Origin of the sequence: Flavobacterium muglaense, assembly GCF_014305155.1 — a bacterium.
In the GTDB taxonomy this organism is placed as follows: domain Bacteria; phylum Bacteroidota; class Bacteroidia; order Flavobacteriales; family Flavobacteriaceae; genus Flavobacterium; species Flavobacterium muglaense.
This window is the reverse complement of record NZ_JACRUK010000015.1, coordinates 1-24,158: the sequence shown is the minus strand read 5'-3', so window position 1 is coordinate 24,158 and position 24,158 is coordinate 1. Positions and strand designations below refer to the sequence as shown.

Annotated in this window: 21 protein-coding genes; 7 read left to right on the top strand and 14 right to left on the bottom strand. The window is 36.8% G+C overall.

Going from position 1 to position 24,158, the window contains the following annotated elements; genetic code table 11:
* Window positions 1-16 precede the first annotated feature (16 nt).
* The gene (locus H8R24_RS08135) at window positions 17-892 is read left to right on the top strand and encodes a PorP/SprF family type IX secretion system membrane protein (protein ID WP_187018010.1); all 876 of its coding nucleotides are present in this window, start codon (window positions 17-19) and stop codon (window positions 890-892) included.
* 358 nt (window positions 893-1,250) lie between these two features.
* The gene (locus H8R24_RS08130) at window positions 1,251-1,667 is read left to right on the top strand and encodes a hypothetical protein (protein ID WP_187018009.1); all 417 of its coding nucleotides are present in this window, start codon (window positions 1,251-1,253) and stop codon (window positions 1,665-1,667) included.
* Between the two features lie 775 nt (window positions 1,668-2,442).
* On the opposite strand, the gene H8R24_RS08125 is transcribed toward H8R24_RS08130, so the two are convergent.
* The 5 genes from H8R24_RS08125 to H8R24_RS08105 form a co-directional block, all read right to left on the bottom strand.
* Window positions 2,443-3,099, bottom strand: coding sequence for a 3-oxoacid CoA-transferase subunit B (locus H8R24_RS08125; RefSeq protein ID WP_187018008.1), 657 nt, complete (start codon window positions 3,097-3,099; stop codon window positions 2,443-2,445).
* A gap of 85 nt (window positions 3,100-3,184) precedes the next feature.
* Entirely contained in the window at window positions 3,185-3,886 is a 702-nt protein-coding gene (locus tag H8R24_RS08120) for a CoA transferase subunit A (protein ID WP_187018007.1), read from the bottom strand.
* A gap of 121 nt (window positions 3,887-4,007) precedes the next feature.
* Window positions 4,008-6,314 (bottom strand): penicillin-binding protein 1A, encoded by a 2,307-nt coding sequence (locus H8R24_RS08115; protein WP_187018006.1) that lies wholly within the window; start codon window positions 6,312-6,314, stop codon window positions 4,008-4,010.
* A gap of 9 nt (window positions 6,315-6,323) precedes the next feature.
* The gene (locus H8R24_RS08110) at window positions 6,324-6,803 is read right to left on the bottom strand and encodes a gliding motility lipoprotein GldH (RefSeq protein WP_187018005.1); all 480 of its coding nucleotides are present in this window, start codon (window positions 6,801-6,803) and stop codon (window positions 6,324-6,326) included.
* Window positions 6,787-8,100 carry a PSP1 domain-containing protein gene (locus tag H8R24_RS08105; protein WP_187018004.1) on the bottom strand — a complete coding sequence of 438 codons (1,314 nt, stop codon included), beginning with the start codon at window positions 8,098-8,100 and terminating at the stop codon, window positions 6,787-6,789. The genes H8R24_RS08110 and H8R24_RS08105 overlap by 17 nt, the downstream gene beginning before the upstream one ends.
* Before the next feature lie 432 nt (window positions 8,101-8,532).
* Between H8R24_RS08105 and H8R24_RS08100 the strand changes: the two genes are divergently transcribed.
* The 4 genes from H8R24_RS08100 (at window position 8,533) to H8R24_RS08085 (ending at window position 12,362) form a co-directional block, all read left to right on the top strand.
* Window positions 8,533-9,780 (top strand): hypothetical protein, encoded by a 1,248-nt coding sequence (locus tag H8R24_RS08100; RefSeq protein WP_187018003.1) that lies wholly within the window; start codon window positions 8,533-8,535, stop codon window positions 9,778-9,780.
* Between the two features lie 78 nt (window positions 9,781-9,858).
* Entirely contained in the window at window positions 9,859-10,368 is a 510-nt protein-coding gene (locus H8R24_RS08095) for a hypothetical protein (protein WP_187018002.1), read from the top strand.
* A 76-nt stretch (window positions 10,369-10,444) separates the two neighbouring features.
* Window positions 10,445-11,392, top strand: coding sequence for a DUF6175 family protein (locus H8R24_RS08090; RefSeq protein WP_187018001.1), 948 nt, complete (start codon window positions 10,445-10,447; stop codon window positions 11,390-11,392).
* A 16-nt stretch (window positions 11,393-11,408) separates the two neighbouring features.
* Window positions 11,409-12,362, top strand: coding sequence for a hypothetical protein (locus H8R24_RS08085; protein WP_187018000.1), 954 nt, complete (start codon window positions 11,409-11,411; stop codon window positions 12,360-12,362).
* Window positions 12,363-12,568: 206 nt separating this feature from the next.
* On the opposite strand, the gene H8R24_RS08080 is transcribed toward H8R24_RS08085, so the two are convergent.
* The 5 genes from H8R24_RS08080 to H8R24_RS08060 form a co-directional block, all read right to left on the bottom strand.
* Window positions 12,569-14,089, bottom strand: coding sequence for a SusD/RagB family nutrient-binding outer membrane lipoprotein (locus H8R24_RS08080; protein ID WP_187017999.1), 1,521 nt, complete (start codon window positions 14,087-14,089; stop codon window positions 12,569-12,571).
* A 20-nt stretch (window positions 14,090-14,109) separates the two neighbouring features.
* A complete protein-coding gene (locus H8R24_RS08075) occupies window positions 14,110-17,208 on the bottom strand; it encodes a SusC/RagA family TonB-linked outer membrane protein (protein WP_187017998.1) in 3,099 nt (1,032 codons plus the stop codon).
* Window positions 17,209-17,453: 245 nt separating this feature from the next.
* Window positions 17,454-18,812 (bottom strand): oxygen-dependent tRNA uridine(34) hydroxylase TrhO, encoded by a 1,359-nt coding sequence (trhO, locus tag H8R24_RS08070; RefSeq protein WP_187017997.1) that lies wholly within the window; start codon window positions 18,810-18,812, stop codon window positions 17,454-17,456.
* A 325-nt stretch (window positions 18,813-19,137) separates the two neighbouring features.
* A complete protein-coding gene (locus H8R24_RS08065) occupies window positions 19,138-19,755 on the bottom strand; it encodes a hypothetical protein (RefSeq protein ID WP_187017996.1) in 618 nt (205 codons plus the stop codon).
* 7 nt (window positions 19,756-19,762) lie between these two features.
* Window positions 19,763-20,743 (bottom strand): YHYH protein, encoded by a 981-nt coding sequence (locus H8R24_RS08060; protein WP_187017995.1) that lies wholly within the window; start codon window positions 20,741-20,743, stop codon window positions 19,763-19,765.
* A gap of 263 nt (window positions 20,744-21,006) precedes the next feature.
* Between H8R24_RS08060 and H8R24_RS08055 the strand changes: the two genes are divergently transcribed.
* The gene (locus tag H8R24_RS08055) at window positions 21,007-21,906 is read left to right on the top strand and encodes a hypothetical protein (protein ID WP_187017994.1); all 900 of its coding nucleotides are present in this window, start codon (window positions 21,007-21,009) and stop codon (window positions 21,904-21,906) included.
* A 14-nt stretch (window positions 21,907-21,920) separates the two neighbouring features.
* Here H8R24_RS08055 and H8R24_RS08050 read toward each other — a convergent pair whose 3' ends face one another.
* From H8R24_RS08050 to H8R24_RS08035, 4 genes are all read right to left on the bottom strand, one after another.
* Window positions 21,921-22,715, bottom strand: a complete 795-nt coding sequence (locus H8R24_RS08050; RefSeq protein ID WP_187017993.1) for a DUF6503 family protein — start codon at window positions 22,713-22,715, stop codon at window positions 21,921-21,923.
* Window positions 22,716-22,902: 187 nt separating this feature from the next.
* Complete coding sequence (locus H8R24_RS08045; RefSeq protein ID WP_187017992.1) at window positions 22,903-23,361, bottom strand: CPBP family glutamic-type intramembrane protease; 459 nt, start codon at window positions 23,359-23,361, stop codon at window positions 22,903-22,905.
* Window positions 23,362-23,428: 67 nt separating this feature from the next.
* Window positions 23,429-23,641, bottom strand: coding sequence for a hypothetical protein (locus H8R24_RS08040; protein ID WP_187017991.1), 213 nt, complete (start codon window positions 23,639-23,641; stop codon window positions 23,429-23,431).
* 159 nt (window positions 23,642-23,800) lie between these two features.
* Window positions 23,801-24,073 (bottom strand): DNA-binding protein, encoded by a 273-nt coding sequence (locus H8R24_RS08035; RefSeq protein WP_187017990.1) that lies wholly within the window; start codon window positions 24,071-24,073, stop codon window positions 23,801-23,803.
* Between the last annotated feature and the right edge of the window lie 85 nt (window positions 24,074-24,158).

Genomic DNA, 24,158 nt, shown 5'->3' with positions numbered 1-24,158 from the left:
AATAATTAAAAAATAAATGAAATATATAGCAAAAAAAATAGTGTTCAGTTTAGTTCTTGTCCTGTTCATTATCTCTTCGGGTAAGGCGCAGTACCAATTAAACAATCGCTTGATTCAACAAAACAAGTTGGGTGTCAATGTTGCCTATGCTGGTGAGCTCGATAAAACGCGCATGTCACTCGTGGTAGGATCAACTCCAAACAAAGTCGAAGATGCTAATACACTCAAATGGCAGCAAGTAACCCTTGATTTGCCATTGGGCAGTAAGTTAGCAACAGCAACAGTATTTACTAAAATAGCTGCAGGTAGTTTTTCACAAATGCAAATTAAGCAAGCCTTCGCTTATCGAGTGGATTTGTCCGAAAACCAAACCTTATCCGTAGGTTTTGGACTGAGTTTTAATCAACAAAATATTGATTTTAAAAACGGCTTTACGCCAAATAGTTTTGTCGATTTAAATGACCCCTATTTGTCGAGAGAGAATTTCTATGAAAATAAACTGGGCTTGGAACTTGGTTTTGTATACAAGTTTAAAAACTTTCAATTCTCAGTGGCGCTTCCTTCTTTAGGAAAGGAAAAACCGTATAACAATGAAGTCACAGCCTACACAGAGTACAAGTTTAAAGTAGGTAAAGAGCTGGATCTTGTGCCGTCTATCTTGTTTGCACAAACACAAAGTAATCGATACGAATTAACCAATAGTTTGAATTTAAATTACCAAAAAAGAGGTTGGCTACAAGTGGGTTATGTAGATAATGGCCAGATCAATATGGGCTTTGGATTGAATATAAAAGGACTCGGAATTGGCTACAATTTCGGCTACGTTCAGCAAGACAAAGTCAGTGCCATTTTTGGAAACAGCCATCAATTTGGCCTGTTCTTCAATTTATAATCCATAATGAAGTAACTGGCTGAGGAAGTTCGGCAAGCAGTTTATAAAACCGCAAATTCGCAAATGATTTCATTTTTCTTTGAGATCCTATTTTGTGAATTCGCGGTTTTTTTTATGGAGTTTGTTCCCGCTATTCGTTTCAAGCATCGCTATTTCAAACCGTTTTTCTGCGCCCCGTCAGGAGCTTCCTTTGGTCGCTCTGCCAGTGCAATAAAAACTAGTTTTCAATACGCCATGGCTTTCCACTACTATCAGGACTAGGAAAATAGTGATATTTCAAGGACATAAGAGACAGCAGCTTTCAAATAGTTTTTTGCAAAATTTAAGCTACATTTGTGTAGTACAAACACCCACAACTATGAACAATAACCCACAGAATCCCGAATTCATATTCGCATCTCAGGCAGATCAATGCTTGCAGACTATGAAAATAAGAGCCGAGCAAATGCACATTCAAGGTGTAGGATTAGTGGCTTATTATAACAGCAAGACAGCAAATTGGACGTCCAAGATGGTTGTTATGGGCGCTTTAAAAAACGAAACCGTTAATTTTCTGTCCGTCGCATATTCAAAAGCAGGCGAGATGATTGATACCTTTCAAAATAGCGGTACTACAGCACGCGTTCCACTGCTAGGTGAATTTAATTTCAAGGGCGGCGTCATTTCAAAAGTACAAGAAAATTATGTTTTAGTTGTTTTTTCAGGTGCAAGCGGAGAAGAGGACACTATCGTTGCTCAACAAGGTTTGGATTTCTTGCTCAGTACGTTAACCTAAATCATACGGCTAGAGCGTTGCACAATCGCATGCAGTAAAACAGCTCTGTGTCATTTGCTTCACGCAGTCGCTGTAGGTGGTATGGTAGGTAAAGATGGTGAATACCGCCAGCGCTCGTTTAACTAAGATTTATGTTGCTAGATTGTATGGCGTACCGGTTGCAATTAAAGCACTAATCATAGCGTTTGCAACACGCATAAATAAGATAGAAGCGGCTTTTTACAGCACTGTTTTTTATAATTGATATATTGGAAAGAAAAACAATGATGGATACCTATAAAGTTATAGGTAGTGTTTTGTAACTATTGAGCCTTCGTGGTGATTTTTAATCGAACCGCGTTTCAAGCGCTTTGTTTCGTTTTCAGAAGTAAGTAGGTACTCGTTGTTTAGGAGCCCAGAGGGCTGCAGTTGAGGAAATAACGGGCCACCCCAAGTTTGTCTCGCTGAAAGCGTCTCACACAAACCATCACCTCACATGAGATTCCTACGGAATGACAAACTTTGTGGATTGAAATGGCTTGAACCTCATAGTTAAAATGAAGTCGGTCTTAAATACAAACGTAAAATATTCTCGCAGATGGCGCGGTGAAATTTTATTTGAGCTGGGTTACAAACGCAATAATTTGTTTTCAAAAGTAAGTAGGTATTCGATTGCTTCGAGTACCAGGGGCAAAAACAAACTGTGTGCGTCATCTTGTTCTTTGCCAGTATTATAAATAAAAACAGCAACTAAATAGGTAGCTGCTGTTTTTGTAAAGTTATTTTTCGGTGGATTTTAATCTATCACCATCTCAGGTATATTACCTTCAATAATTAAGGTCGCTTCGGTTGATGCTATGATGTGCTCTACAGTTACACCAGGTGCGCGTTCTAGTAATTTGAATCCTTTTGGGGTTACTTCAAGTACGGCCAGCTCAGTGACTACTTTTTTTACACAACCTACACCGGTTAAAGGTAAGCTGCATTTTTTTAGGATTTTTGACTCTCCTTTTTTGTTTACGTGCATCATAGCTACAATGATATTCTCGGCTGATGCTACTAAATCCATTGCGCCTCCCATACCTTTTACCATTTTTCCGGGTATTTTCCAGTTGGCTATATCTCCGTTTTCGGCTACTTCCATAGCGCCTAGAATGGTCAAATCTACTTTTTGCGAACGGATCATTCCAAAACTCAAAGCCGAGTCAAAGAAGGATGCGCCTGCTAAGGTGGTTATGGTTTGTTTTCCGGCGTTAATGATGTCAGCGTCTTCTTCTCCTTCAAAAGGGAATGGGCCCATGCCTAGAACGCCGTTTTCGCTTTGAAATTCAACAGCGATATCTGTACGCACATAATTAGCCACCAATGTTGGAATTCCGATTCCTAAGTTTACATAATAGCCATCTTTTACTTCTTTGGCAATACGTTTTGCTATTTCTTCTTTTCCTAACATATACTTTATATTTATACCATTAAGGGATTAAGGATAATTACGTTTATTTTGGGTAATCGCCTTATGAATTTGGGGATTACGGGAATTATTGTTTTTGTCTAACCGTTCTTTGTTCGATTCTTTTTTCGAATGTTTTACCTTGAAAAATGCGTTGCACCATGATTCCTGGAATGTGAATTTCGTTTGGATCAAGTGAGCCTACTGGCAAAAGTTCTTCTACTTCGGCCACGGTTATTTTTGCAGCTCCCGCCATGCAAGCGTTAAAGTTGCGCGCGGTTCCTTTAAAAATTAAATTTCCTGCTGCGTCACCTTTCCATGCTTTTACAATGGCAAAATCAGCTTTGTAGGCTAATTCCATGATGTGCATTTTACCGTTAAATTCGCGTACTTCTTTTCCTTCGGCTACTTCTGTTCCGTATCCGGCTGGGGTAAAAAAGGCAGGAATTCCTGCTTGAGCAGCGCGGCATTTTTCGGCTAATGTTCCTTGGGGAGTCAGCTCTACGTCAAGTTCTCCTGAAAGCATTTGGCGTTCAAATTCGGCATTTTCTCCTACGTACGAAGAGATCATTTTTTTGATTTGTCGCTTTTGCAAAAGCAATCCTAGTCCAAAATCATCTACTCCAGCATTGTTTGAAATACAGGTTAGTTCTTTGGTTTCTTTGATCACCAGTTCGGCAATGGCGTTTTCTGGAATACCGCACAAACCGAAACCGCCTAACATAATGGTCATTCCGTCTTGTACTCCTTGAAGCGCTTCTTGTACAGTGTTTACTTTTTTATTAATCATAATTGTATGTCTAATGATGTAATGTGTAGTGTGCTCTAGCCCAGACCGGAGCGGCATCCTTTGTGGCTGGTGTTCAGCCACAAAGATACAGCGTAGTGCTGGAATTGGCTTCTAAAAAATATTAGAATTCAAATTCATCTGTGTTTTGAACGGCTGTAGTATCTTTTACTTTTGGAGCGGTGTAGCAATCTACTTTTATAGACAGATTGGCTGGTCGTTCAAATTCAGATTTAGATACTTTAAGTTCTGGATCGGCATAACAAAGTTTCATGAAATAAGCCCAAACTGGTAAGGCTGCTGTTGCTCCTTGACCGAAAGTGATGCTCTTGAAACGTGCTGAACGGTCCTCGCAACCTACCCAAACTCCTGTTACTAGGTTAGGGACCATACCCATGAACCATCCATCAGATTGGTTTTGAGTAGTTCCCGTTTTACCCGCAATGGGGTTGGTAAACATGTAGGGGTACCCCGTGATTCTATTGTAACCGTAACCACCACCTTGTGTTCTTAATCTATTTCCAGATCCACCTTCGGTTACTCCTTCAAGCAATTTAATGATGGCAAATGCGATGTCTTTGTTCAATACATCGTGCGATTCTGGAATGGGTTCGTAAATGATTACGCCACTTTTATCCTCGATTCTACTTAAAAATTGTGGTTTTGTATAGACTCCTTGATTTGCAAAGGTGCTGTAGGCTGCTACCATGTCTTCGACAGTGATATCTACGGCTCCAAGGGCGATTGAAGGTTGCAAAGGAATTTCGGACTTGATACCAAGTTTGTGTGTTAACTTCACTACGGCTTCTGGTCCTACTTTGTCCATTAATTTGGCCGAAATGGTATTGACAGAGTTAGCCAGTGCTTTCTTCAATGTGATCATTCCGCGGTATTTATTGTCCGAGTTTTTTGGCGTCCAGTCGGCTGTTACGTGGTGACGTCCAACAGGGATGGTAAATGGTGCATCGATAATCGAGTCACAAGGAGACATGTTCAATTGCTCAATTGCGGTTGCATAAACGAATGGTTTGAAGGTTGAACCTACTTGACGCGCTCCTTGTCCTACGTGATCGTACTGGAAATATTTGTAATTAATACCTCCAACCCAGGCTTTTATGTTACCCGTTTGTGGCTCCATTGCCATCACACCGGATTGTAAAAAGTGTTTGTAGTAGCGTATAGAGTCTAGGGGAGTCATGATAGTATCTTTCTCTCCTTTCCAAGTAAATACAGTCATCTTGGCTTTTACGCTAAATGATTTTATGATTTCGTCGTCGCTTTTTTCTAATGATTTTAAAACGGTCCAACGGTTTGAAGCCTTCATGGCTTGTGTTAAAATGCGTTGGGTTTCTCCATCTGAAATATTAACAAATGGCGCGTTTTTATTGGTTTTAGCCTGTATAAAAAATTCTTCTTGCAGGTTAGCCATGTGCGCAGCTACTGCTTCTTCGGCATGTAATTGCATTCTAGAGTCAATGGTGGTATAAATTTTCAATCCATCTTTGTAGATGTCATAATCAGTACCATCTGGTTTTTTGTTCTCCTCGGCCCATTTTTTCATGTAATCGCGAAGGTACTCTCTAAAATAAGTAGCTGTTCCTTCTCTATGGCTTTCTAATTTGAAATGTAGGGTGATCGGTAGTGCTTGGAATTTTAGTTTTTGAGCTTCGGTAATCATGTGGCTTTTTTGCATTTGCGCAAGCACCACATTTCTACGATTTTTTACTCCTTGTGGGTTTCTTACAGGGTTGTATAGTCCAGAATTTTTGAACATTCCTACTAAAATAGCCGACTCATCTGTAGTAAGATTTTTGGGTTCCTTGGAGAAATAAGTTTGCGCTGCAGAGCTAACTCCCACTGAATAGTTACCAAAATCGTATACGTTGCAGTACATGGCAAGAATCTCATTTTTAGTATATTGTCTTTCCAGACGAATGGCGATGATCCATTCTTTGGCTTTTTGTACAATTCTAAAAGGTAAAAATTTAGAACCTTCACCATGAAATAATTGTTTGGCTAGTTGTTGTGTCAACGTACTTGCTCCACCGCTAGTTCCTAGACTTGCAATGGCTCTTAGTGTTCCTCTACCGTCAATTCCTGAGTGCTCGTAGAAACGCTCGTCTTCGGTTGCTACTAGTGCATCGACAAGGTTTTTTGGTAAGTCGGAATATTTTAATTGTGAACGGTTTTTTTGAAAATACTTTCCTAAAACCACTCCATCTGCTGAAATGATTTCAGTAGCTAAGTTTGAATCTGGATTTTCTAAATCTTCAAATGAGGGCATTGAGCCAAAAAGTCCCCATGAAGCAAATAGGAAAAAAAGAACGACAGCTCCCAGTCCGTAAAAGAAAAATCTCCAAAATGTTTTAGTGTAGTACTTAAAGTCTTTTTCGACAGTTGTACCTTTATTATTGTTTTTATTAGCAGCCATATATCTTTATTATTCTTTTTTTTCTATTCGTAAACCTACTTCTGTAATTCCTTCTAAGGCTTCCACGCCAGGTACCTTACCACTTTCTCTAACCACTTGACTGATGTGTACTTTGTAGTTGCCTCTAAAACGTACATTCTCTTTGTAAAACAATTTACTTTCCTTGATGTCCGAGAATCCATTGCCTAGTAAAGTACCATCTGGTTCAGCCATTTGGTATTCTAGAGTGTCCACTTTGGTGAATCCGCTTGGGGTTTCTAAGGCAACTATCAAAAAGAGATTGTTGAATTTGTAATTGTTGTTGTCTCTAATGTTTAGAAACAGATTGTATCTTTTTGTCGAATCTAAATCAGATAGGTTAAAAGTTACGGTACTGTCTTTGTGCCAGGCACTTCCAACAGATTTGTATTCGTCAAAAACTCTTTTTTTGTCACATGAAAAAAAGGTTGCCGTAATTAAAAGCAATAAAAAGCTATTTCTTAGACTCATTTTTGGTAATAATTATTGGTTTTCTAGCTGGAGCGGGAGCAGCCGGTCCTGCTGCTGGTTTTTTATCGTTTTGATTGGCTGGTTTTTTATGAGCCGGTTTTTTGTTGTTAGGAACAATTTTATTGTCAGCTGCCTTTTTAGGCGCAGCGGCAATTGCGTTTTCGCCTGCTTTTCTTGGCTTTTTATTGTTTCTTTTGCTCTTTTTAGGTTGGTCAAAACGAGTTAAACTCTCTTGTCCCATAGCATTGTTGAAATCTTTTTCGGTTTCTTGAACAATTTCAATAGCGTAATCTTCAAGTGCCGACACCTTGTTTTTAAGTTTGTTCTCGGCAATGATTTCTTGTACTTTCTCGATTTTTAAAACATGCCAGTTGGCGAAGTTATTCGTGTAAGCAAACCACATTAATCCTTTGAAAATATCTTGTTTTTGACAAATAGCATCTCCTTTTTCAGTAACTAGTTTTGTTTCGAAGTCTGGGAAACCTTTCAAGGCATCCATGTACGTATCGAGCTCGTAGTTCAAACAACATTTTAATTTACCACATTGTCCTGCAAGTTTTTGAGGGTTTAAAGACAATTGTTGGTAACGGGCTGCAGAGGTGTTGACACTTCTAAAATCGGTTAGCCAAGTAGAGCAACATAATTCACGACCACAAGAACCAATCCCTCCTAAACGAGCTGCTTCTTGACGGAAACCTACTTGTTTCATTTCTACTCTAGTACTGAATTCTTTGGCAAAATCTTTAATTAACATTCGGAAATCGACCCTGTCATTCGCAGTGTAGTAGAAAGTAGCTTTTGATCCATCTCCTTGAAATTCAATATCAGATATTTTCATTTCTAGTTTTTGAGCAATCGCAAGTTCACGTGCACGAACCTTCATAGGCTCTTCTTTTTCACGAGCTGCGGACCAAATGTCAATATCTTTTTGAGATGCTTTTCGGTATATTTTTGGAATTTCATTACCATTGTAATTTGCTCCTTTTTTCTTCATTTGGATTTTTACTAACTCTCCAGTTAGCGTTACGATTCCAATATCGTGTCCAGGTGAGGCTACTGTAGCAACAATGTCTCCCATGGATAAAGTTAATTTTTCGGTATTGCGGTAAAATTCTTTACGACCGTTCTTGAAACGTACTTCAACACAGTCAAAAGGAGCTTGTCCGTTAGGTAAGCTCATATTAGAAAGCCAGTCAAATACCGTTAATTTATTGCAGCTATCGGTGCCGCAAGTCCCATTATTTTTACAACCCTTTGGTGAACCACCATCCGAAGTTGAACAACTTGTACATGCCATAATTTTATATGTAGTGTTGTGACGCGCACAACTTAAGTTCTTAAAACGTTTAATGTGTAAAGATAGTATTTTTTGATGAAATGTTTCAAACTCTATTTTCGAATCTAAAAAGGACATCGTTTTGAAAACAAAATATGGAGACAAGTTAGAGGCGAATTATTTTTGGCGTGTTTAAATTGAAACAGAATGCTGCAGTACAATTTTTATTAAAAAACAAATTTTTTTTTATTAAATAAATTCCTAGGTTTGCGGTTGAAAACAAAATCATATTATAATTTTATAACAAGTAAATACTTAGATCCTAAGTGTTGCTGTGTAGAATTATAGTGGGATTTTTTTTTTGAAATTTTAGTAATGATGTGTAGTCCAGAAAACACAATAAAAAACGGGGAATAACTCTAAATCCTTAAGAGTAAGAAACAAACAAACCTTATGAAGCTTAAAAGTTCATTTTTACTAATCTTAGCAGTAGCAAGTTTTAATGGCTACTCACAATCAAACAAAGACCTAAAAGAGGTTAAATATCGCAGGAGTTCTTTGCATACTATTTTAATCGAATCAGAAAGCTTTCCTAAGAAGGAACAGGTAATAAAAGCATATTATAATGCACCTTTTCCTGATAAATATGACAATCATAGTGTAGGAGAAAAATCATTTGATGCTAAAAAATATGGCGCAAAAGATGATGCTTCAGAAGCGGAAATGATCGAAGTTGTTACTACTTATTTAAAGAAAACTAAAGTTGCGAACAAAATGGTGGCTAAATGGTTTAACCGTAAAGCCAATGGTACATTTGATATTGACTTAATTGGAGAAAGAGGGCTGGTTAATGCTTCATTTACTGATATGAAAACGGCTTCGGCATCAGCAGAAGGGAAGGCTTTATTGCAAACGGCAGGTTTAGATTTGATCAACAATACGTTTGTGGTTGTTTCTAAAATGAAGTTTATTGAAAATGAACCAGTTGCTAGAGTAGCTAGAGATGCAGCAATTTTAACGGCTAATAAAATTAGTATTGCCATGTTGCGTTCTAAAGCAATTGCTGTAGCTGATAAAGCGTATGATCAAGCGAAAGTAGGGTACTCAGTATGGACGACTTCTTTTTTATACAAATTAAAATGGGATGATGTAACAAGTGGTACTTTTTATCAAGATTACTGGTTAGACAATGCGGCCGATCCACAAGCGGCGGCTAAAAAAGCTAGTTTCGATTCTTCAGATTTGTTTCAGCTAGAATTCATTGGATCAGAAAGCGCTAGCAGTTTAGTTACTTTTTCTTTATCTGAAAAAAGAACAGAAAATCAAATTATCGAACTTTCTGTTGCTAGAAATATTGATCATGTTTATGCTAAGCTTCAAAAGAAATACGATGTCTTTAAAACTAAAACACCTTTGTACTCTGCGAGTCCATTAAGTGCTAAGATTGGTTTGAAAGAAGGATTAGAAGGTGGAGAGAAATTTGAAGTATTAGAAGCTAATATGGATCCTAAAACTGGTATTATCGAGTACAAAAAGAAAGGTGTTATTAAAGTTGACAAAGATAACATTTGGGATAACCGTTTTAACGCGGGACTACTGGATGAAGATAATGCAGATGGTGGAAAAAAAGCACTTGAAGGAACTTTATTTGAAGGAGGAGGAAAATTCTATTCAGGTATGTTGATTAGACAAATTAATTAGTTGTAGCATCCATAAATAATCCTACAAGCTCTCTTTAGGAGCTTTGTAGGGTTTTTATAAATATTTAAATTCAAACAAATGAAATACATTAAAATTATTATTGCCCTATTGTTAGTTGGTTTTTCTAATGGAAGTGCAGCGCAATCACGTAAAGCCGATAAGGATACTCAAGCATGGAGATACGAAGTCGAAGCTGTTCAAACAGGGGTACAGGGAACCTACTTGATTAAAGTTTGGTCTTATTCTAAAAATCCAGACGTAGCTACAGAACAAGCAAAGAAGAATGCTGTTCACGGAATTATTTTTAAGGGATTCACAGGGATATCTGGTGTTCCTGGACAAAGTCCGTTGGCAAATAGTTTGAATGTTGAAAACGAAAAAGAAGATTTCTTTAAGCCCTTTTTTAAGGATGGTGGAAATTACATGAAGTATGTTTCTCTTTCTAATGACGGTGCTGTAGGTGCTGAAGATCGCATGAAAATTGGTAAAGAATATAAAATTGGTGTAATCGTTGCAGTTAATATCACTGAGTTAAGAAAAGACTTAGAGAAAGCGGGTGTTATTAAATCACTTACTAGTGGTTTCTAAAATCTTGAGTAATTAAATAGCAACACAATCCGAGGGTGCTACAAATGACATTTTATAAAACGAAAATAATACAATAATGAAAAGAATAATTTTATTAGCAATAGTTTTTTTAACCACAGTGGCAAGTATGAATGCCCAGGCTAAGAAACCTACAATTATGGTAGTGCCAAGTGATGTTTGGTGTAATCAACGAGGGTATATGCTTGATTTTGATAACCAAGGAACGTATGTACAAGTACCGGATTATAAAAGAGCAGTACAAGAAGATGCTGCTTTACTAATTGTAATTAGTAAGATAAACGAATTAATGGCTTCTAGAGGTTTTCCATTGAAAAACTTAGAGTCGGTTTTGAAATCCTTAGAAAGCGAATCAGCTGAAGACGCTATGCTTAGCGGGAAAAAAACAGGTGCATCAGTTGTAGAAAGCCCTATTGATAAATTGAAAAAAGTGGCTAAAGCAGATATTATCATGCAAGTAACTTGGAATGTAAATACTGTTGGACCTAAGCATTCTATCACTTTTAATATCCAAGGTTTAGATTCGTACACAGATAAGCAAGTTGCTGGAGCTTCTGGAACAGGTCAAGAATTAATAGGTTCTACTTTGCCAGTTATGCTAGAGACTGCTGTTTTGTCTCAAATTGATAATTTCAATGTGCAATTAATGAGTCATTTTGATGATTTATTTGCTAATGGGCGCGAGATAACGTTAAGAGTTAAGAAATTTGATTCTTTTGCTGATGATTTTGAAGCTGATTATGGTGGAGAAGAGTTAGGGACTCAAATAGAAAATTGGGTTCAAAAAAACACTGTAAAAGGACGTTTCAGTACAACTGATGCTACAGAGAACATGTTGTTTTTTGAGCAAGTAAGAATTCCGCTTTTTGATGCTACAGGTAAAGCTATCGACGCTAGAGCTTGGGCCAAAGGACTTCAAAAATATTTAAAAGACACTTTTAAAATTGAAGCAAAATTAATGACCAAAGGTCTTGGTCAAGCTTCTATTGTTGTAGGAGAAAAATAATCATTAAATCATTAATATGAAAAAGATAATTTCAATTTTATTGCTGTTTGTAGTCCCATTAGTAAAGGCACAAAGCAAGAGTGTGGAGGCAGCTTCGCAAATAGAATTAAGTACGTATGTGTCTGACGACGTGGAAGGTTTGACTGATATTGCTAGGAATAATTTAGAAAATAAATTATCACAAATTGTCACTGCTAATGGCATGGGAGTAAGTGCTGCTTATTCTAGATTTATCATTACAGCTAATATTGAAGTATTGTCTAAAGATATTACTGCAACAGCTCCGCCAATGGAAGCGTATACCCTTGGAGTTAATTTGTATATTGGTGATGGTATGGAAGGAATCAAATTTTCTTCGTATTCGGTTACAGTAAAAGGCGTTGGTACTAATGAGGCCAAAGCTTATATTGCTGCATTAAAGAATATTAAAACAAATGATCCTCAATATCAAACGTTTATTAGCAAAGCCAAATTAAAAATTATTGACTTTTATAATAAAAAATGTGATGCTATAATTACGGAGGCCAAAAGTGCTGCAGGACAAGGTCAATATGATGCTGCTTTGTACAAGTTAGCAACTATTCCAACTGCTTGTAAAGAATGTTATGCTAAAGCAGCTCCAGTAACAAAAACGATTTACAAACAACAAATTGATAGAGAGTGTAAAACAAACTTGGCAAATGCAAAAAGTAGCTGGGTTGGTAGCCAAGATCAATATGGAGCGACTACCGCTAGTGAATACTTAGCGATGATTGATCCAAGTGCTAGTTGTTACAAAGAAGCGCAAGCTTTCTCAAATCAAATTGGGGCTAAAATCCTTGCTGATGAAAAACGCGAGTGGAACTTTAGAATGAAAGTATACCAAGATGATGTAGCTGCCGAAAGAGCTGCAATGCAAGCCGCGAGAGATATTTCTCTTGCTTACGCCAAAGCCGAAGTGGTAAATTATACTATTGTAGGCTGGTGGTAAACCGATTATAATCTATAGTAAAACAGGCTGTAAGAGTTATTCTTACAGCCTGTTTTTTTTGTATGGTGGATGCTAAAAAGCTTTTTGATGGTGCTAATCAAAGTTGTTGTGATATTTCATCTTTTATTTTAGTTTAAAGTGTTTGAAAACAAAAAAGCCTCAACTTCTTTTTAAGAAAATTGAGGCTTTATTTTGCAAATAGAATTTTATTTATCCCACCATACTGGGGTAATCATGGATTTGAAATTTAAATTATAATTAACTGCATTTGCGCTTCTTTCGTTGCTGGAGTAAACAAAACGTCTGATCCATTTTCCGCCATTTAAAGGGTCGGTAGCGGCAGGAATGGTTAAGTTTTTAAAGGCATTAGTAGAGAAGTCATAACGTCTATAATCACTGAAAGTTTCCGGATTTAAGAATAATGCTATGAACTTTTGTCTCATGATGTCTTTTAACTGTAGTGTTGCTGCTCCTTTGGCTATTGATCCATCAGCTAAATAATTGTTTTTGTTTGTGGATGTGACACCTATTTTGTCCATATTAGCGCCAATCCCAGCTAAATAAGCCGAATACGAAGCGGCGTTAGTACCTGTAGATGTGGCTGTACCTCCCGCTAGTAAAAATTGTGCTTCGGCTTCCATGAATTTAGCTTCGGCGTAGGTAAGGTAAACTAGGGGTGAATCAATTTTAGAATAAAAAAACTGGGTTCCTATTTTAGTTTTAGAGGTAGTTCCTGTTCCGTTTGTTGAACCAATGTAGTTGGCTACTAAAGTTGGATCTGGACCCGCTGTAATTCCGGCACTTGAATAGGTGCTAAGATCAACTAATAATGGCATTCTTGGATCCATCGTTACAGCTGCAGAGGCAAATGGATAGACTGATCCGCCATTCATGTAGCTTATAAAATGATTTGAAATATAAAAAGTTAGATTACCCGTTGATAAGCCCAGTTGCGATTGGTACCACGGATTTGTGTTTACACTGTTGTATTTCAGTTGAAAGTCATCAGTGTTTGCAGTAAAACCTTTGGCTAAGCTGGCAAGCACGGCTGTAGCTGTAGCTGTTCCGCCATTTACTTTCATTAGATGCAATTGAAATCTTGCTTTGAAGGTGTATGCTGCTTTGGTCCAACTTGCTGCTTTTCCACTGTATATTAAATCGTCGGCGCCAGGAGTGAAAGTAGACGTGTTAGGACTTGAAAGTAATACAATTGCGTCATCTAATAATTTAATTACATCGGTGTAAATGAGTTGCTGCGCATCGTATTTAGGGTAATAATTATTGGCAGCAAGCGTTGCTTCGGTATAAGGAACATCTCCATGTAAGTCTGTCGTTAAACCAATGTTGATGGCTTTTAGAACTTTTGCAATAGCGAGATAATAACTCGAGTTTGTTGCCGTTGCTTTGTCTTCAAGTACCTTGATGTTGGGTAAGGCCTTTGAGTAAACAAGTCTCCAATATTCGTCTAGTGAATTTTGGTAATGTTTATCGATATTTTGATCGTTAAAAGCCGAAGCAATATGTTGATCTACTTGCGCTAGACTTGTCGCGGCGCTGTACTGCGCACTCATCGTAGCTTGAATAGCTGATGGTAAAATGTTGTTGATTGCAACCGTTTCTGATGCTACTGCGTTACTTGGCGTATTGGTGTCATAGTAACTATCACTACAACTATAAAGGGATATTGCTAAGGTGAAAACACCGGCAATTTTAAGTATGTTTTTCATAATTCAGGTCTTTTAATAGATTAGAAACCAATGTTTAAGCCTAGTGAATAGGATTGTGTTAATGGAATGTTTAAACCAGAGAAGCCATATACATTACTTCCTGATCCAAATTGTTGTCCCTCTGGGTCAAAACCTCTAAATGGTGTCCATAAAAGGAAGTTGTTTCCACTTACTGATAACGAAGCATTCGATAATTTTAGTTTGGAAGCTATTTCGGTGGATAAATTATAGGTTAATGATACATTTCTAAGTTTTAGCCACGAAGTGTCTTGAATCAATATTTCCGAAGCTTGATTGATAATTGTATTTCTATAATAGCTGTTTCCGTCTATGGTTACAGGAATGTCATTGGCTGTACCATCTGCTTTTACTCCTTCTAGTACTTGTGTATGGTTTCTATCTTCGGTCATTTTTAAGATTCCGTTTCTGATTCCGTTACGCTCTGCTGGGTCAAAACCTTCTCCTCCTTTTTTGTATTCGAATAAGAATGCTAGATCCCAGTTTTTGTATTTAAAGTTGTTGTTTAATGTTAAGACATAGTCTGGAAATGCGTTTCCAACCTTGGTGTACAGTACAGCTCCGTTGCCGTCCTTTGCAATTACAGGAAGTCCGTTCGTACCGATAAGGCGTTGGCCATTTACATAAGTCCACGTTCTACCGTATAATGATCCAGCTGCGTCACCTACTTTTATTCTAGAGTAAATGTCTGCTCCGCCATTGTAGGCAAAGTCAATGTTGTCAAAGGGTAGTGCTAAAACTTCGGTTTCATAAGCAGTAAAGTTGGCTATTGCGGTCCATTTTACGTCTTTGGTTTTAATAATATCAGCAGCCAGTGTCAATTCATGTCCAGTGGTTTTAAGCGAACCAGAGTTTGTCCAAGTTCCCGTTAATGATGTACTTTGTGGTAAAGTTACTTTTAGGATTTGTCCGTCACTTTTTCGATCAAAATAAGTGTATTCTAAGCGTATTCTATCATGAAAGAAACGCAAGTCGGTTCCAATTTCAGTTGTGGTAACAATTTCGGCTTTGATGTTTGGGTCAACATCAACAGTACCAATACTTACACCACCTACACCGTTGAAAGGAGTGTCTGGATAGCTGTATCGTCCTGTTCCAAATGGCGGAATTTTGCCCACTTGCGCCCATGATCCACGTAGTTTCCCAAAAGAAAGAACGCTTCCTTCTTTGTCTATTAAATCATGAAAAACAAAGGCTAGATTGGATGAGAAATAATTAAAGGCGCGATTAGCAGTTGGTAAAGTTGAAGCGTAATCTCTACGGCCTGTTGCAGCAATGAAGATTCGCTCTTTATAATCGGCTTTTAATTCAGTGAAATAACCTACTGTTCGTACAACTTCGTTTGTTTGTACAGCATATTTGTTAATCGTGTTTGCGATGTTGTTGAATTTTGGTAAAAGCAATCCTTCACCTCTTGTGAGTCCGTAATCCGAATTGGTTTCGAAAATTTGATTCCCAATCATTGCCGAAGTATTAAAATCGCCAAATTTCTTAGTAGCCGAAATTAATAAATCGGAGTTTAATCCTTTGAAATTTATTTTTTCGTTGACAATAAACCCATTTACGGGAGAACCTGGGTCGAGATCTGCTCCTGCGTATCTGTTTCTAGTTTCAGAATAATTATCAACGCTTCCTCTGTAGGTGATGTTTAGCCATGATTTAGCTTGCCAGTTTAAGTCGGCTGAAGCAATCCAACGGTCTACATTATCTTCTAAATTACTGGTTTTAGCAAAGTAAACGGGTTGGTCAATGGTGCCCGATGTCCAGTCTTTTTCACCGCCGGTAGCGGTTTGATAATCATTAATATCGATCGATGGTGACCAATAAGAAAGGGAACTCATGATTGATTTATCACCGGTGTTCGCTCTCATTCCTCCGGAATTTGCATACGAAACAGAAGTGCCTAATTTTAAATTGTCTGCTAATTGGTAGCCTCCATTGAATTTTAATGTTTTACGGGCATAGGCTGTGTTGGGTACAATTCCTTCGTCTTTGCTGGTCGATGCAGAAACGTAGTAATTCATTTTTTCGGTTCCTCCGCTTAGGCTAATATTGTTGGTGGTATTAATTCCTGTTTTGAAGAAATCTTTGTAAAAATGTCTGAATTTAATTGTCGCGTCATCCGTACTTGAGTATGCTGGACCATTGGTTTGAAAGCCAGAAGTAAAGCCTGGGTAAAATGAAATACCAGATGGGGTGTTGGCAGCCATACTCAAAACTCTTGGAGTTAGTCCTGATCCTTCTCTCCATTGCGATTGTAGTTCTGGGTATTTGTTTACCTCGCTCATAGTAACGCTAGAAGAGATGTTTACTTTGGTTTTTCCTTCTTTTCCTTTTTTGGTGGTAATAATAATAACTCCATTACCGGCTAATATTCCGTAAAGTGCTGTTGCTCCAGCACCTTTTAATACGGTATAGCTTTCTATGTCGTTCGGGTTGATGTCTATGGAACGGTTTGAAAAACCAAACTGCTCGTTGCTACCTGGAGACGAGTTGTTCGCACTGGATAATACATTTCCAGATATAGTGCTATTGTTTACCGGGTTTCCATCGATAACAATTAACGGTTGGTTGTTGCTACCTGTGCTTAAAGAAGAAACGCCTCTAATTAAAATATCGACACCTCCTCCTGCTTCTCCAGAAGTTTTACTTATGGTAACCCCAGAAATGCTTCCTTGTAAGGCTTGAAGCGCATTGAGTTGTCCGGGGCGCTCAATGTCGGCTGCTTTGATCGTTTGATTGGCGTACCCTAATGATTTAGTTTTGTTTTTAATACCCATCGCGGTAACTACGACTTCGTCAAGTTTGTTATTAGAATCCTCTTTTAAAGAAGCATTTACAATAGCGCCAGAAACTTTAAGCTCTTGATTGGTGAAACCAAGAAAGGAAAAGATTAAGCTGGCTCCTTTTGAGGCTTGAATTTGATAATTTCCATCCATGTCTGTTGCAACAGTGGACTTTGAGCCTTTTAGTGTGACGTTGGCACCTGGAAGTGGTAGGCCTTGTGCATCTGTTACTTTACCTTTTACTGTAGTGTTTTGGGAATAACATGTAATAATCCCCAAAAAAAATAGTATCAGCATTAAATACTTTTTTCTCATGATTCGTTATTTTGGTTAGTTCTAGTAAATCTAATCAATTTTAACAATAATTAACAAAATATTTTTAGTAAAATAGCTTTATCTGTGCATAATAACCATAATTAGGGCAGCTAAGTGGTGGTTTGTTGTGATTTTAATAGAAAGATGCAGAGACGGTTTTGTTCATGTGCTGCGTACTAAGACAAAAAAAAGCCTATTTCAAAAGGAATTGAAATAGGCTTTCTGGAATAGTTGTTGAGTGGTATTTATTCCACAATCTTATATAATTTGTCAGATAAACGCACTCTAAACGGCACTGGAAAGGTGATTCTATCACCTGCTTTGGCTGTAGTTCCTGCTACATCATTAACAATCATGTTTTCTAAAACCAATTCCTGAACACCGGTTGTAGGTCCAGAAATAATGATTTTGTCGCCCACAGTCAATTCTTTGTTTTCGATAGAAAAAAGACCAACTTGCGCTTTGACATAATAATGATCTACTTTACCGATCAATACTTTTTTTACCTTAATTTTTTGGCGAATATCCACTGGCTTTATGGCTGTTCCTATGGCCAAATCAGCTAATTCACCTGAGTGTTTGAACTTCAATTTATCTGATTTTCCTTTTCTAAAAACCTTGTTCCCTACTTGTTTTCCCGTTCTCAATCGTACTTGATCCACTAATGGTAAACGTGTGATTTCAAGACATTCTGTAGAACAACAATTATCCATGGCAGCCTTACATTCGTCACATTGGATAAACAACAAATGGCAACCATCATTTTCACAGTTGGTATGATTATCGCAAGGTTTTCCGCATTGATGGCATTGCGAAATAATATCGTCAGTAATTCTTTCGCCTAAGCGATTATCAAAAACAAAATTCTTACCTACAAACTTGCTTTCTAAACCTTCTTCCTTGATTTGTTTGGCATACTGAATGATTCCACCTTCCAATTGGAACACATTTTTGAATCCTTGGTGCTTGAAGTAAGCGGAAGCTTTCTCACAACGGATTCCGCCCGTGCAGTACATCACCAGGTTTTTATCTTCTTTAAAATCTTTTAATTGCTCGTTGATAATAGGCAACGATTCTCTAAAAGTCTCCACATCTGGAGTAATGGCGTTTTTAAAATGACCAATTTCACTCTCATAATGATTTCGAAAATCAACAACAATCGTATTTGGATTTTCTAATATTTCGTTGAATTCAGACGCTTTTAAATGCACTCCTTTATTAGTCACATCAAAAGTTTCGTCATTCAAACCATCCGCAACAATTTTATCACGCACCTTAACAGTTAGTTTCAAGAAAGAGTGGTCATCGTGCTCTACGGCTACATTCAAGCGAATGCCTTTCATAAAATCATAGACTTCAAGGGTGTCTCTAAAAGCTTCAAAGTTATCGGCAGGAACACTCATTTGAGCATTAATACCTTCTTTAGCGACATAAGTACGGCCAAGGGCATCAAGTGCGTTCCAGGCTACAAATAAATCGTCGCGAAATTTTTTAGGATCTTCAATTTTGGCATACGCATAGAAAGACAACGTGAGTCGTTGTTGTCCAGCCTGATCAATCAGTTCGGCTCTTTCATCTGCGCTTAAGGTGTTATACAGTTGCATGCTATAAACGGTTTAAGGGTGATAAATTATTTTTGCAAAAGTAAGGAAAAGGGACTAAATGGCAAAGTTTCTACCGTTCTAAGTTTCTGTTTTTTGAGGAGCTATTTCCCGCTATCCGTTATAATCTTTTGGGGGCAAAACAAAAGCCCCCAAAAGGATTTTCACTTCAAATGAAGTTCACTGAATTCCTATGAAAATATAATACAGTGAAGTAATCGGGGTTAGGGATTATAGGTGATTCGCTTTCATTACAAAAATCAATAAGCCCAGAAGAAACTCCTGGGCTTATTGTTGTAATGCTATGGATTGTACTCTTGGTGGTATTTTATTTTCTAATGTGTTTGCGGTCACGATATCCAATGTACAGTATTGGTACCATGGATAACAATAAAAACAAACCAACGTAAAGCATGTTTTTTGGTTTGAATCCCAATCCTAGGTTGACCCATTTTCCCTCTTGTAGTTCAAGCGAAACCGTTTGCTCGTTTTCGTTTTCTAATACATGTTGGTCTTTCGGCAAGCCGTCAGCTAGCATAATAACCGCCATTTGATTGTGTGGCATGTCCTTGAACATGGAGTTTTTAAAATATAAAGAGCTAATGTTCTTTGGGATGTTTAGTACTTCCACAATTAACTTCGATTCATGTCCAAGCAATACTAATGGTGCACCAAATTTTAAAGTATCTTTTTCGTTTGCAATGAAAAAGACATTTTTATTAAAATGATCCACAACTAATTTCTTGAAAGCCTCTGGAGTTTTATAAGCATTTGTAGTGTAGAGGTAGTCAATTTCTCCTTGAAAAGCAGCTAGTGAACTTGTTATTTGCAATACATAAATGCCATTATCTGTTTTTGAAAGGACGCTGGTCGAAAAATCTGGCGAATGGGCATGGCTCACCAAAGACATCAAAAATGCCGATAGGAACAACCATTGCTTCTTCATTTTATTTTTACTTAACATACACACCATGTAAGCTGTTAATAAAGTTATTTTTACCTTTGTAATCTACGTGGTAGTGGTATCCTCTGGTTGAATCGTAGTGACCTAATGAAGCGTCTAAGTCGGTATAGGCCTTTCCAGTTGAGTCAAAATGTGCATACATTCCATAACCGTCCATCGCGTAACCTATCATTCCTGCATGACCATCTGCTTGCGCTATTTCTGTCGACAATCCTGTTGCAGCATGGTAATGATAACCAGCAGCTAAGTTAATATGTCCTCCTGCATCATCAAATGGTGCCAAAGTGTAGGCTGCCAAAATCACACTTGTAGGCGCTGGTGCATCAAACACTACTCCGTTGAATGCGATACCTCTAGAACTTGGTCCAGTTGAATTGGGTCCAGAACCAAATGCAATAGGAGAACTCGCTGCTTTTGGAGTCACAGGAATGTAGTATGTATGTGACAAGTCGGCTACATAAGAAGGCAAACATTCTACACAATAATTTTTATAGGTTGCGCCTACATTTGGGTTTGCAGCTGCTTGACATTCTGCTTGTGTACTTGTTTTTGTGATTGCCCCTGTAGTTGCATTGTACATCATCCAAGTGTTGTCTTTATAGAAAGTGGCCATGTTTTTTACAAAGGCTCCATCTACGTCGTAGGCTTCTCCACCTTCTAACCATATTCCACCTTTTGAAGCGTCGTCTGAAATGTTAGTAGGGCACCATGGTCCCATAGTATGGTCTGTTGCAAGGCTAGTAGTTACAATTTTATAGCAATCAGCGGTAGTTCCGTCTGATAATGTTTTCGAAACTATGGTAATAGGTTCTCTTAAGCCAGCGGATAAAAATTGAGAAGAGGATACATTAATCACAACTGCTTCATCTGCAGTTGTTGTTGCAGTTTCAGTTGTACTATCGTCTTTGCTGCAAGCGTTGACAAGGCAAAGTAACACGGTTGAAACAAATAAAAGGCTTACATTTTTCATACTTGATTGGTTTATTCGTTATTGAATGGGGTAAAAGTAAGGAGAACTACAAAGGTATTTTAGAACAATCAGCGAACGGCCTTAAGTTTTCAGTAAATGACTGTGGTCATTTATTTAAAAGTGAATTAAGTTTTTTGTTTTTGCATAATATTTTTATGAACAGCTGTATGATCATTTGATAAATCAATTATATTTACTTTGTATTGCAATTGGCAATCTTGTTGATTTATAGGGGTCTAAAGCATAATAATTCAAGTACAATCATGAAAAATAAAATAGTGTTGCTATTGTTTTTTATAGCAAGTTTAAATGCTTTTGGACAAGTAAATATTGGAAAAAAAGTACCACTTAAATGGCTCAAAACAGCCATTCAAGGTGGTGATAATGGAAAATTAGTACATGAATTTGGTCAAATGTTTCCGTCCAAAGTCATTGCGGAAGATCCTGTTCTAAATGATGCAATGACGGTTTATCTTAATCTCACGAAGGTGAATCTAGATACTGATTTTGAAGATGAATATGTGTTATTCATTGGGTCATATTATGCTCAAACAATGTTTTATGTGATTGATCATGATTTTAAAATCATTCACGAGGAATATTTATGGTTGCACAATGACTATCCGCAAATGAAAATTTTGAGCGCTACTAATCAGCATAAGTTGATTAGTTTTAAATTTTTGTACGGCAGAGGCTCCGGTTTCTGGTTGTTTACCAATAAGGTGTACCGCCTTGAATCAGGAAAACTAGACTTGGTTTTAGAGTTGGTAGACGATTCTAATGATACTTTTAATGATAAGGGAATCAACGGAATGATTACTGTTGATAGTTTTGAAGAATATGGGAATGAATTGTTTGTTACTTATTCATTTCGTCTAAACCCTCATTATCTCGTGCTGGAAAAATTGAGCATTCAAGATGAAACATTCGAATTGATAAAAAGAGATAAAGTGTCGGCGATTTATGCCTACGATACTGATCTTAGAAAATTTATACCAAAAGACAGTCCTATTACAGCTGATATGGAAGCTTATTTTTTAAGACCAGGGAACGACGCTTTGTTTCTAAAAGCATTCAGACCCGATTTGGCCTTGTTATTGAGTAACGGAACAGAAAATCAGAAGAAAGTAGTGCGCTATTTGCAAAACTTAAAGCCAGACTAAGTAGGTTACGGAGCTTATTTAATCTGATTATTCACCACGTTCTCAGTCAGGATTTTTGAAGCTTCTTTAAGTTTGCTTTGTTCGTACAAGGCGGGCAAGTCATTTAAAGGCGTTTTTACCGGAGCTTCATAATTGATATAATCTTGAAAAGTCACTCCTGCAACTGCTCTAGGGTTGAATGCCGCTCTAAAACGTACACCACCGTCATTTACTTGATAATTATATGCGAAGTAATCCATTTTGTGCGTTTCCGTATTGATCCAATACATGTATTCATCATCAAAATCTTTTCCGCCACCGTCTTGACCAAAAGTAACCTGAATCACATCATATTGCTTTCCTTTGATAGTCGTTTGTTCGATATACTTTTTGTGCACAGAAGCATCTTGAAGTTTGTGAGGAAGCGTTGCAAAATAAATAACAGAATTTAAGGATTCGCCGTATTTACCTGCATCTTCTGGAGTAAGGTTTTGCTTTTTAGTATTGATGTAACGCGTGAAATCATTATTGACCATTACATCTTTGATAAGCGAATCTCCTTTTTGTCCTTCAGATGAATATTCGTAATTGCTACCGTTATTTTTAAAACGGTATTTTTTGTCTCTAAAAGTAAATGAATAATCGGCTTTTGTGTATAAGTCACCACCGTGAACTTCGATTGCAAGGTTTATAATAGAATCGGCTTTTGACAATGGTTTAGCGGTGGCAATGGTGTCGTTTTTTAGATTGTCATCCAGACTTTCTTTTTTAGAATTACAAGAGAGAACAACTGCGGCTAAAACACAAAGAGTAAGTATCGATTTTTTCATTTTATAAAAATATTGTTTTTTAGTAGTATTTATAAATCGAAAGTGGTTTTTGTGTAAAGTTTAACTTTGGTGAAACTAACTAAATCGAAGTCTTAATTATTAATCACAAATCGCACAAATCATTTTACGCTTTAAACTTACTAAATGTTGATTTTAGGTAGCTTTACGCACTTAGATCTTCCGTCAATTACAACTGTTGTAAAAACACCAATAAATTATGAATAGAGTGTAAAAGAAAGATTGTCAAGAAGGCTTTTCGTTTTAACTTCAAAAGTATGAGATATAAGTATGTAAAATAAAAGCCTAGTGTAAAACTATAAAATATATAAAAGGATTGATAATTATGAGTCAATCCAAATAAAATAGCTGAAAGAACGGTAATTTGATAGCTATTTTTAGAAGTAAATATTAATATTTTTTCTAAGAGGTATTGAAAGATAAAAGTTTCTAAAAGTGGACCAACAAACACTCCAGAAAAAAACTTTTGCCAGTTATTTTTTTTAACCATAACGTCATTAAGCATTTCTATGTCTAACGATTCTAACAGGATAGATAAACATAAAATTACAAGTAAAAGGAAAATTAAGGATATGAAAAAAATTTGATAATCTTTTTTAGTCGATAAATACGTTTCTAATTGATTCATTTTATTTTTATAAAAGCTGAGGCAGTAATTGCATTTAGCGCCTCAGCTTTAATTAATCAGATAAATATTACCATTTCAAACCACCTGAGCTAGCTTGGTGCTTATATGCATAAGCACCATATTCATCCCAACCTGTAAACATAAATTCCAGTGCTATATCAATTGCTTTACCAATCAAATAATCTTTACCAATGCCGCGAACACCACCTGATCCGCCATAAATATTTTCAATCTCTACGATATTCAGATCTTGCAATCTTAAAACATTTAAATTTTCCATAAAAAAAAGTTTTTTTAATTATTAATTTTGTCTTTAAATAAATAGTCCTCCTGTCAGATTCCAGGGAATTAATAAAGGTTTCTTATATGATTTATGTGAAAGCTCTACTGTACGCGCCCAGTATGATTTCATTTGTAAAAGTATATTGTTTCAATGCAACTATATTGCAACGAACAAATTGTTTTGTAAAAAATAAGTGCCACCATAAATATTACTTGTTTCATTATCAGTTAAAATCTTTATTGTGACAGATATTTTTAAGTCAAAATAATTGATGTAGTAATAGGTTTTTCTACTTCTACTGTAACGAATATGGGCATTATAATCTTTTAATTGATCTAATAATAAATGAATTGAACGCTCACTTAATTTCATTAAATTAGCCAACTCTTTTGGGGTACCAGTTTTTTCAATAATAATTAGATTGTGCAATTGTTGTAAACGTCAGTCTGTGAAAAAACTTCCGTTTATTTCTTTCAAATATAACACTTAATACAATATAAAAGGAAGAAAAGTT

What these genes read in the sequence shown, in the direction of transcription:
- H8R24_RS08100 (WP_187018003.1), top strand. Translation starts at nt 8,533, where the DNA reads ATGAAGCTTAAAAGTTCATTTTTACTAATCTTAGCAGTAGCAAGTTTT.
- H8R24_RS08080 (WP_187017999.1), bottom strand. Translation starts at nt 14,089, where the DNA reads ATGAAAAACATACTTAAAATTGCCGGTGTTTTCACCTTAGCAATATCC.
- H8R24_RS08040 (WP_187017991.1), bottom strand. Translation starts at nt 23,641, where the DNA reads ATGGAAAATTTAAATGTTTTAAGATTGCAAGATCTGAATATCGTAGAG.
- H8R24_RS08105 (WP_187018004.1), bottom strand. Translation starts at nt 8,100, where the DNA reads ATGGCATGTACAAGTTGTTCAACTTCGGATGGTGGTTCACCAAAGGGT.
- H8R24_RS08135 (WP_187018010.1), top strand. Translation starts at nt 17, where the DNA reads ATGAAATATATAGCAAAAAAAATAGTGTTCAGTTTAGTTCTTGTCCTG.
- H8R24_RS08050 (WP_187017993.1), bottom strand. Translation starts at nt 22,715, where the DNA reads ATGAAAAAATCGATACTTACTCTTTGTGTTTTAGCCGCAGTTGTTCTC.
- H8R24_RS08090 (WP_187018001.1), top strand. Translation starts at nt 10,445, where the DNA reads ATGAAAAGAATAATTTTATTAGCAATAGTTTTTTTAACCACAGTGGCA.
- H8R24_RS08095 (WP_187018002.1), top strand. Translation starts at nt 9,859, where the DNA reads ATGAAATACATTAAAATTATTATTGCCCTATTGTTAGTTGGTTTTTCT.
- H8R24_RS08085 (WP_187018000.1), top strand. Translation starts at nt 11,409, where the DNA reads ATGAAAAAGATAATTTCAATTTTATTGCTGTTTGTAGTCCCATTAGTA.
- H8R24_RS08065 (WP_187017996.1), bottom strand. Translation starts at nt 19,755, where the DNA reads ATGAAGAAGCAATGGTTGTTCCTATCGGCATTTTTGATGTCTTTGGTG.
- H8R24_RS08110 (WP_187018005.1), bottom strand. Translation starts at nt 6,803, where the DNA reads ATGAGTCTAAGAAATAGCTTTTTATTGCTTTTAATTACGGCAACCTTT.
- H8R24_RS08130 (WP_187018009.1), top strand. Translation starts at nt 1,251, where the DNA reads ATGAACAATAACCCACAGAATCCCGAATTCATATTCGCATCTCAGGCA.
- H8R24_RS08060 (WP_187017995.1), bottom strand. Translation starts at nt 20,743, where the DNA reads ATGAAAAATGTAAGCCTTTTATTTGTTTCAACCGTGTTACTTTGCCTT.
- H8R24_RS08045 (WP_187017992.1), bottom strand. Translation starts at nt 23,361, where the DNA reads ATGAATCAATTAGAAACGTATTTATCGACTAAAAAAGATTATCAAATT.
- H8R24_RS08125 (WP_187018008.1), bottom strand. Translation starts at nt 3,099, where the DNA reads ATGTTAGGAAAAGAAGAAATAGCAAAACGTATTGCCAAAGAAGTAAAA.
- H8R24_RS08075 (WP_187017998.1), bottom strand. Translation starts at nt 17,208, where the DNA reads ATGAGAAAAAAGTATTTAATGCTGATACTATTTTTTTTGGGGATTATT.
- H8R24_RS08115 (WP_187018006.1), bottom strand. Translation starts at nt 6,314, where the DNA reads ATGGCTGCTAATAAAAACAATAATAAAGGTACAACTGTCGAAAAAGAC.
- H8R24_RS08120 (WP_187018007.1), bottom strand. Translation starts at nt 3,886, where the DNA reads ATGATTAATAAAAAAGTAAACACTGTACAAGAAGCGCTTCAAGGAGTA.
- H8R24_RS08055 (WP_187017994.1), top strand. Translation starts at nt 21,007, where the DNA reads ATGAAAAATAAAATAGTGTTGCTATTGTTTTTTATAGCAAGTTTAAAT.
- trhO (WP_187017997.1), bottom strand. Translation starts at nt 18,812, where the DNA reads ATGCAACTGTATAACACCTTAAGCGCAGATGAAAGAGCCGAACTGATT.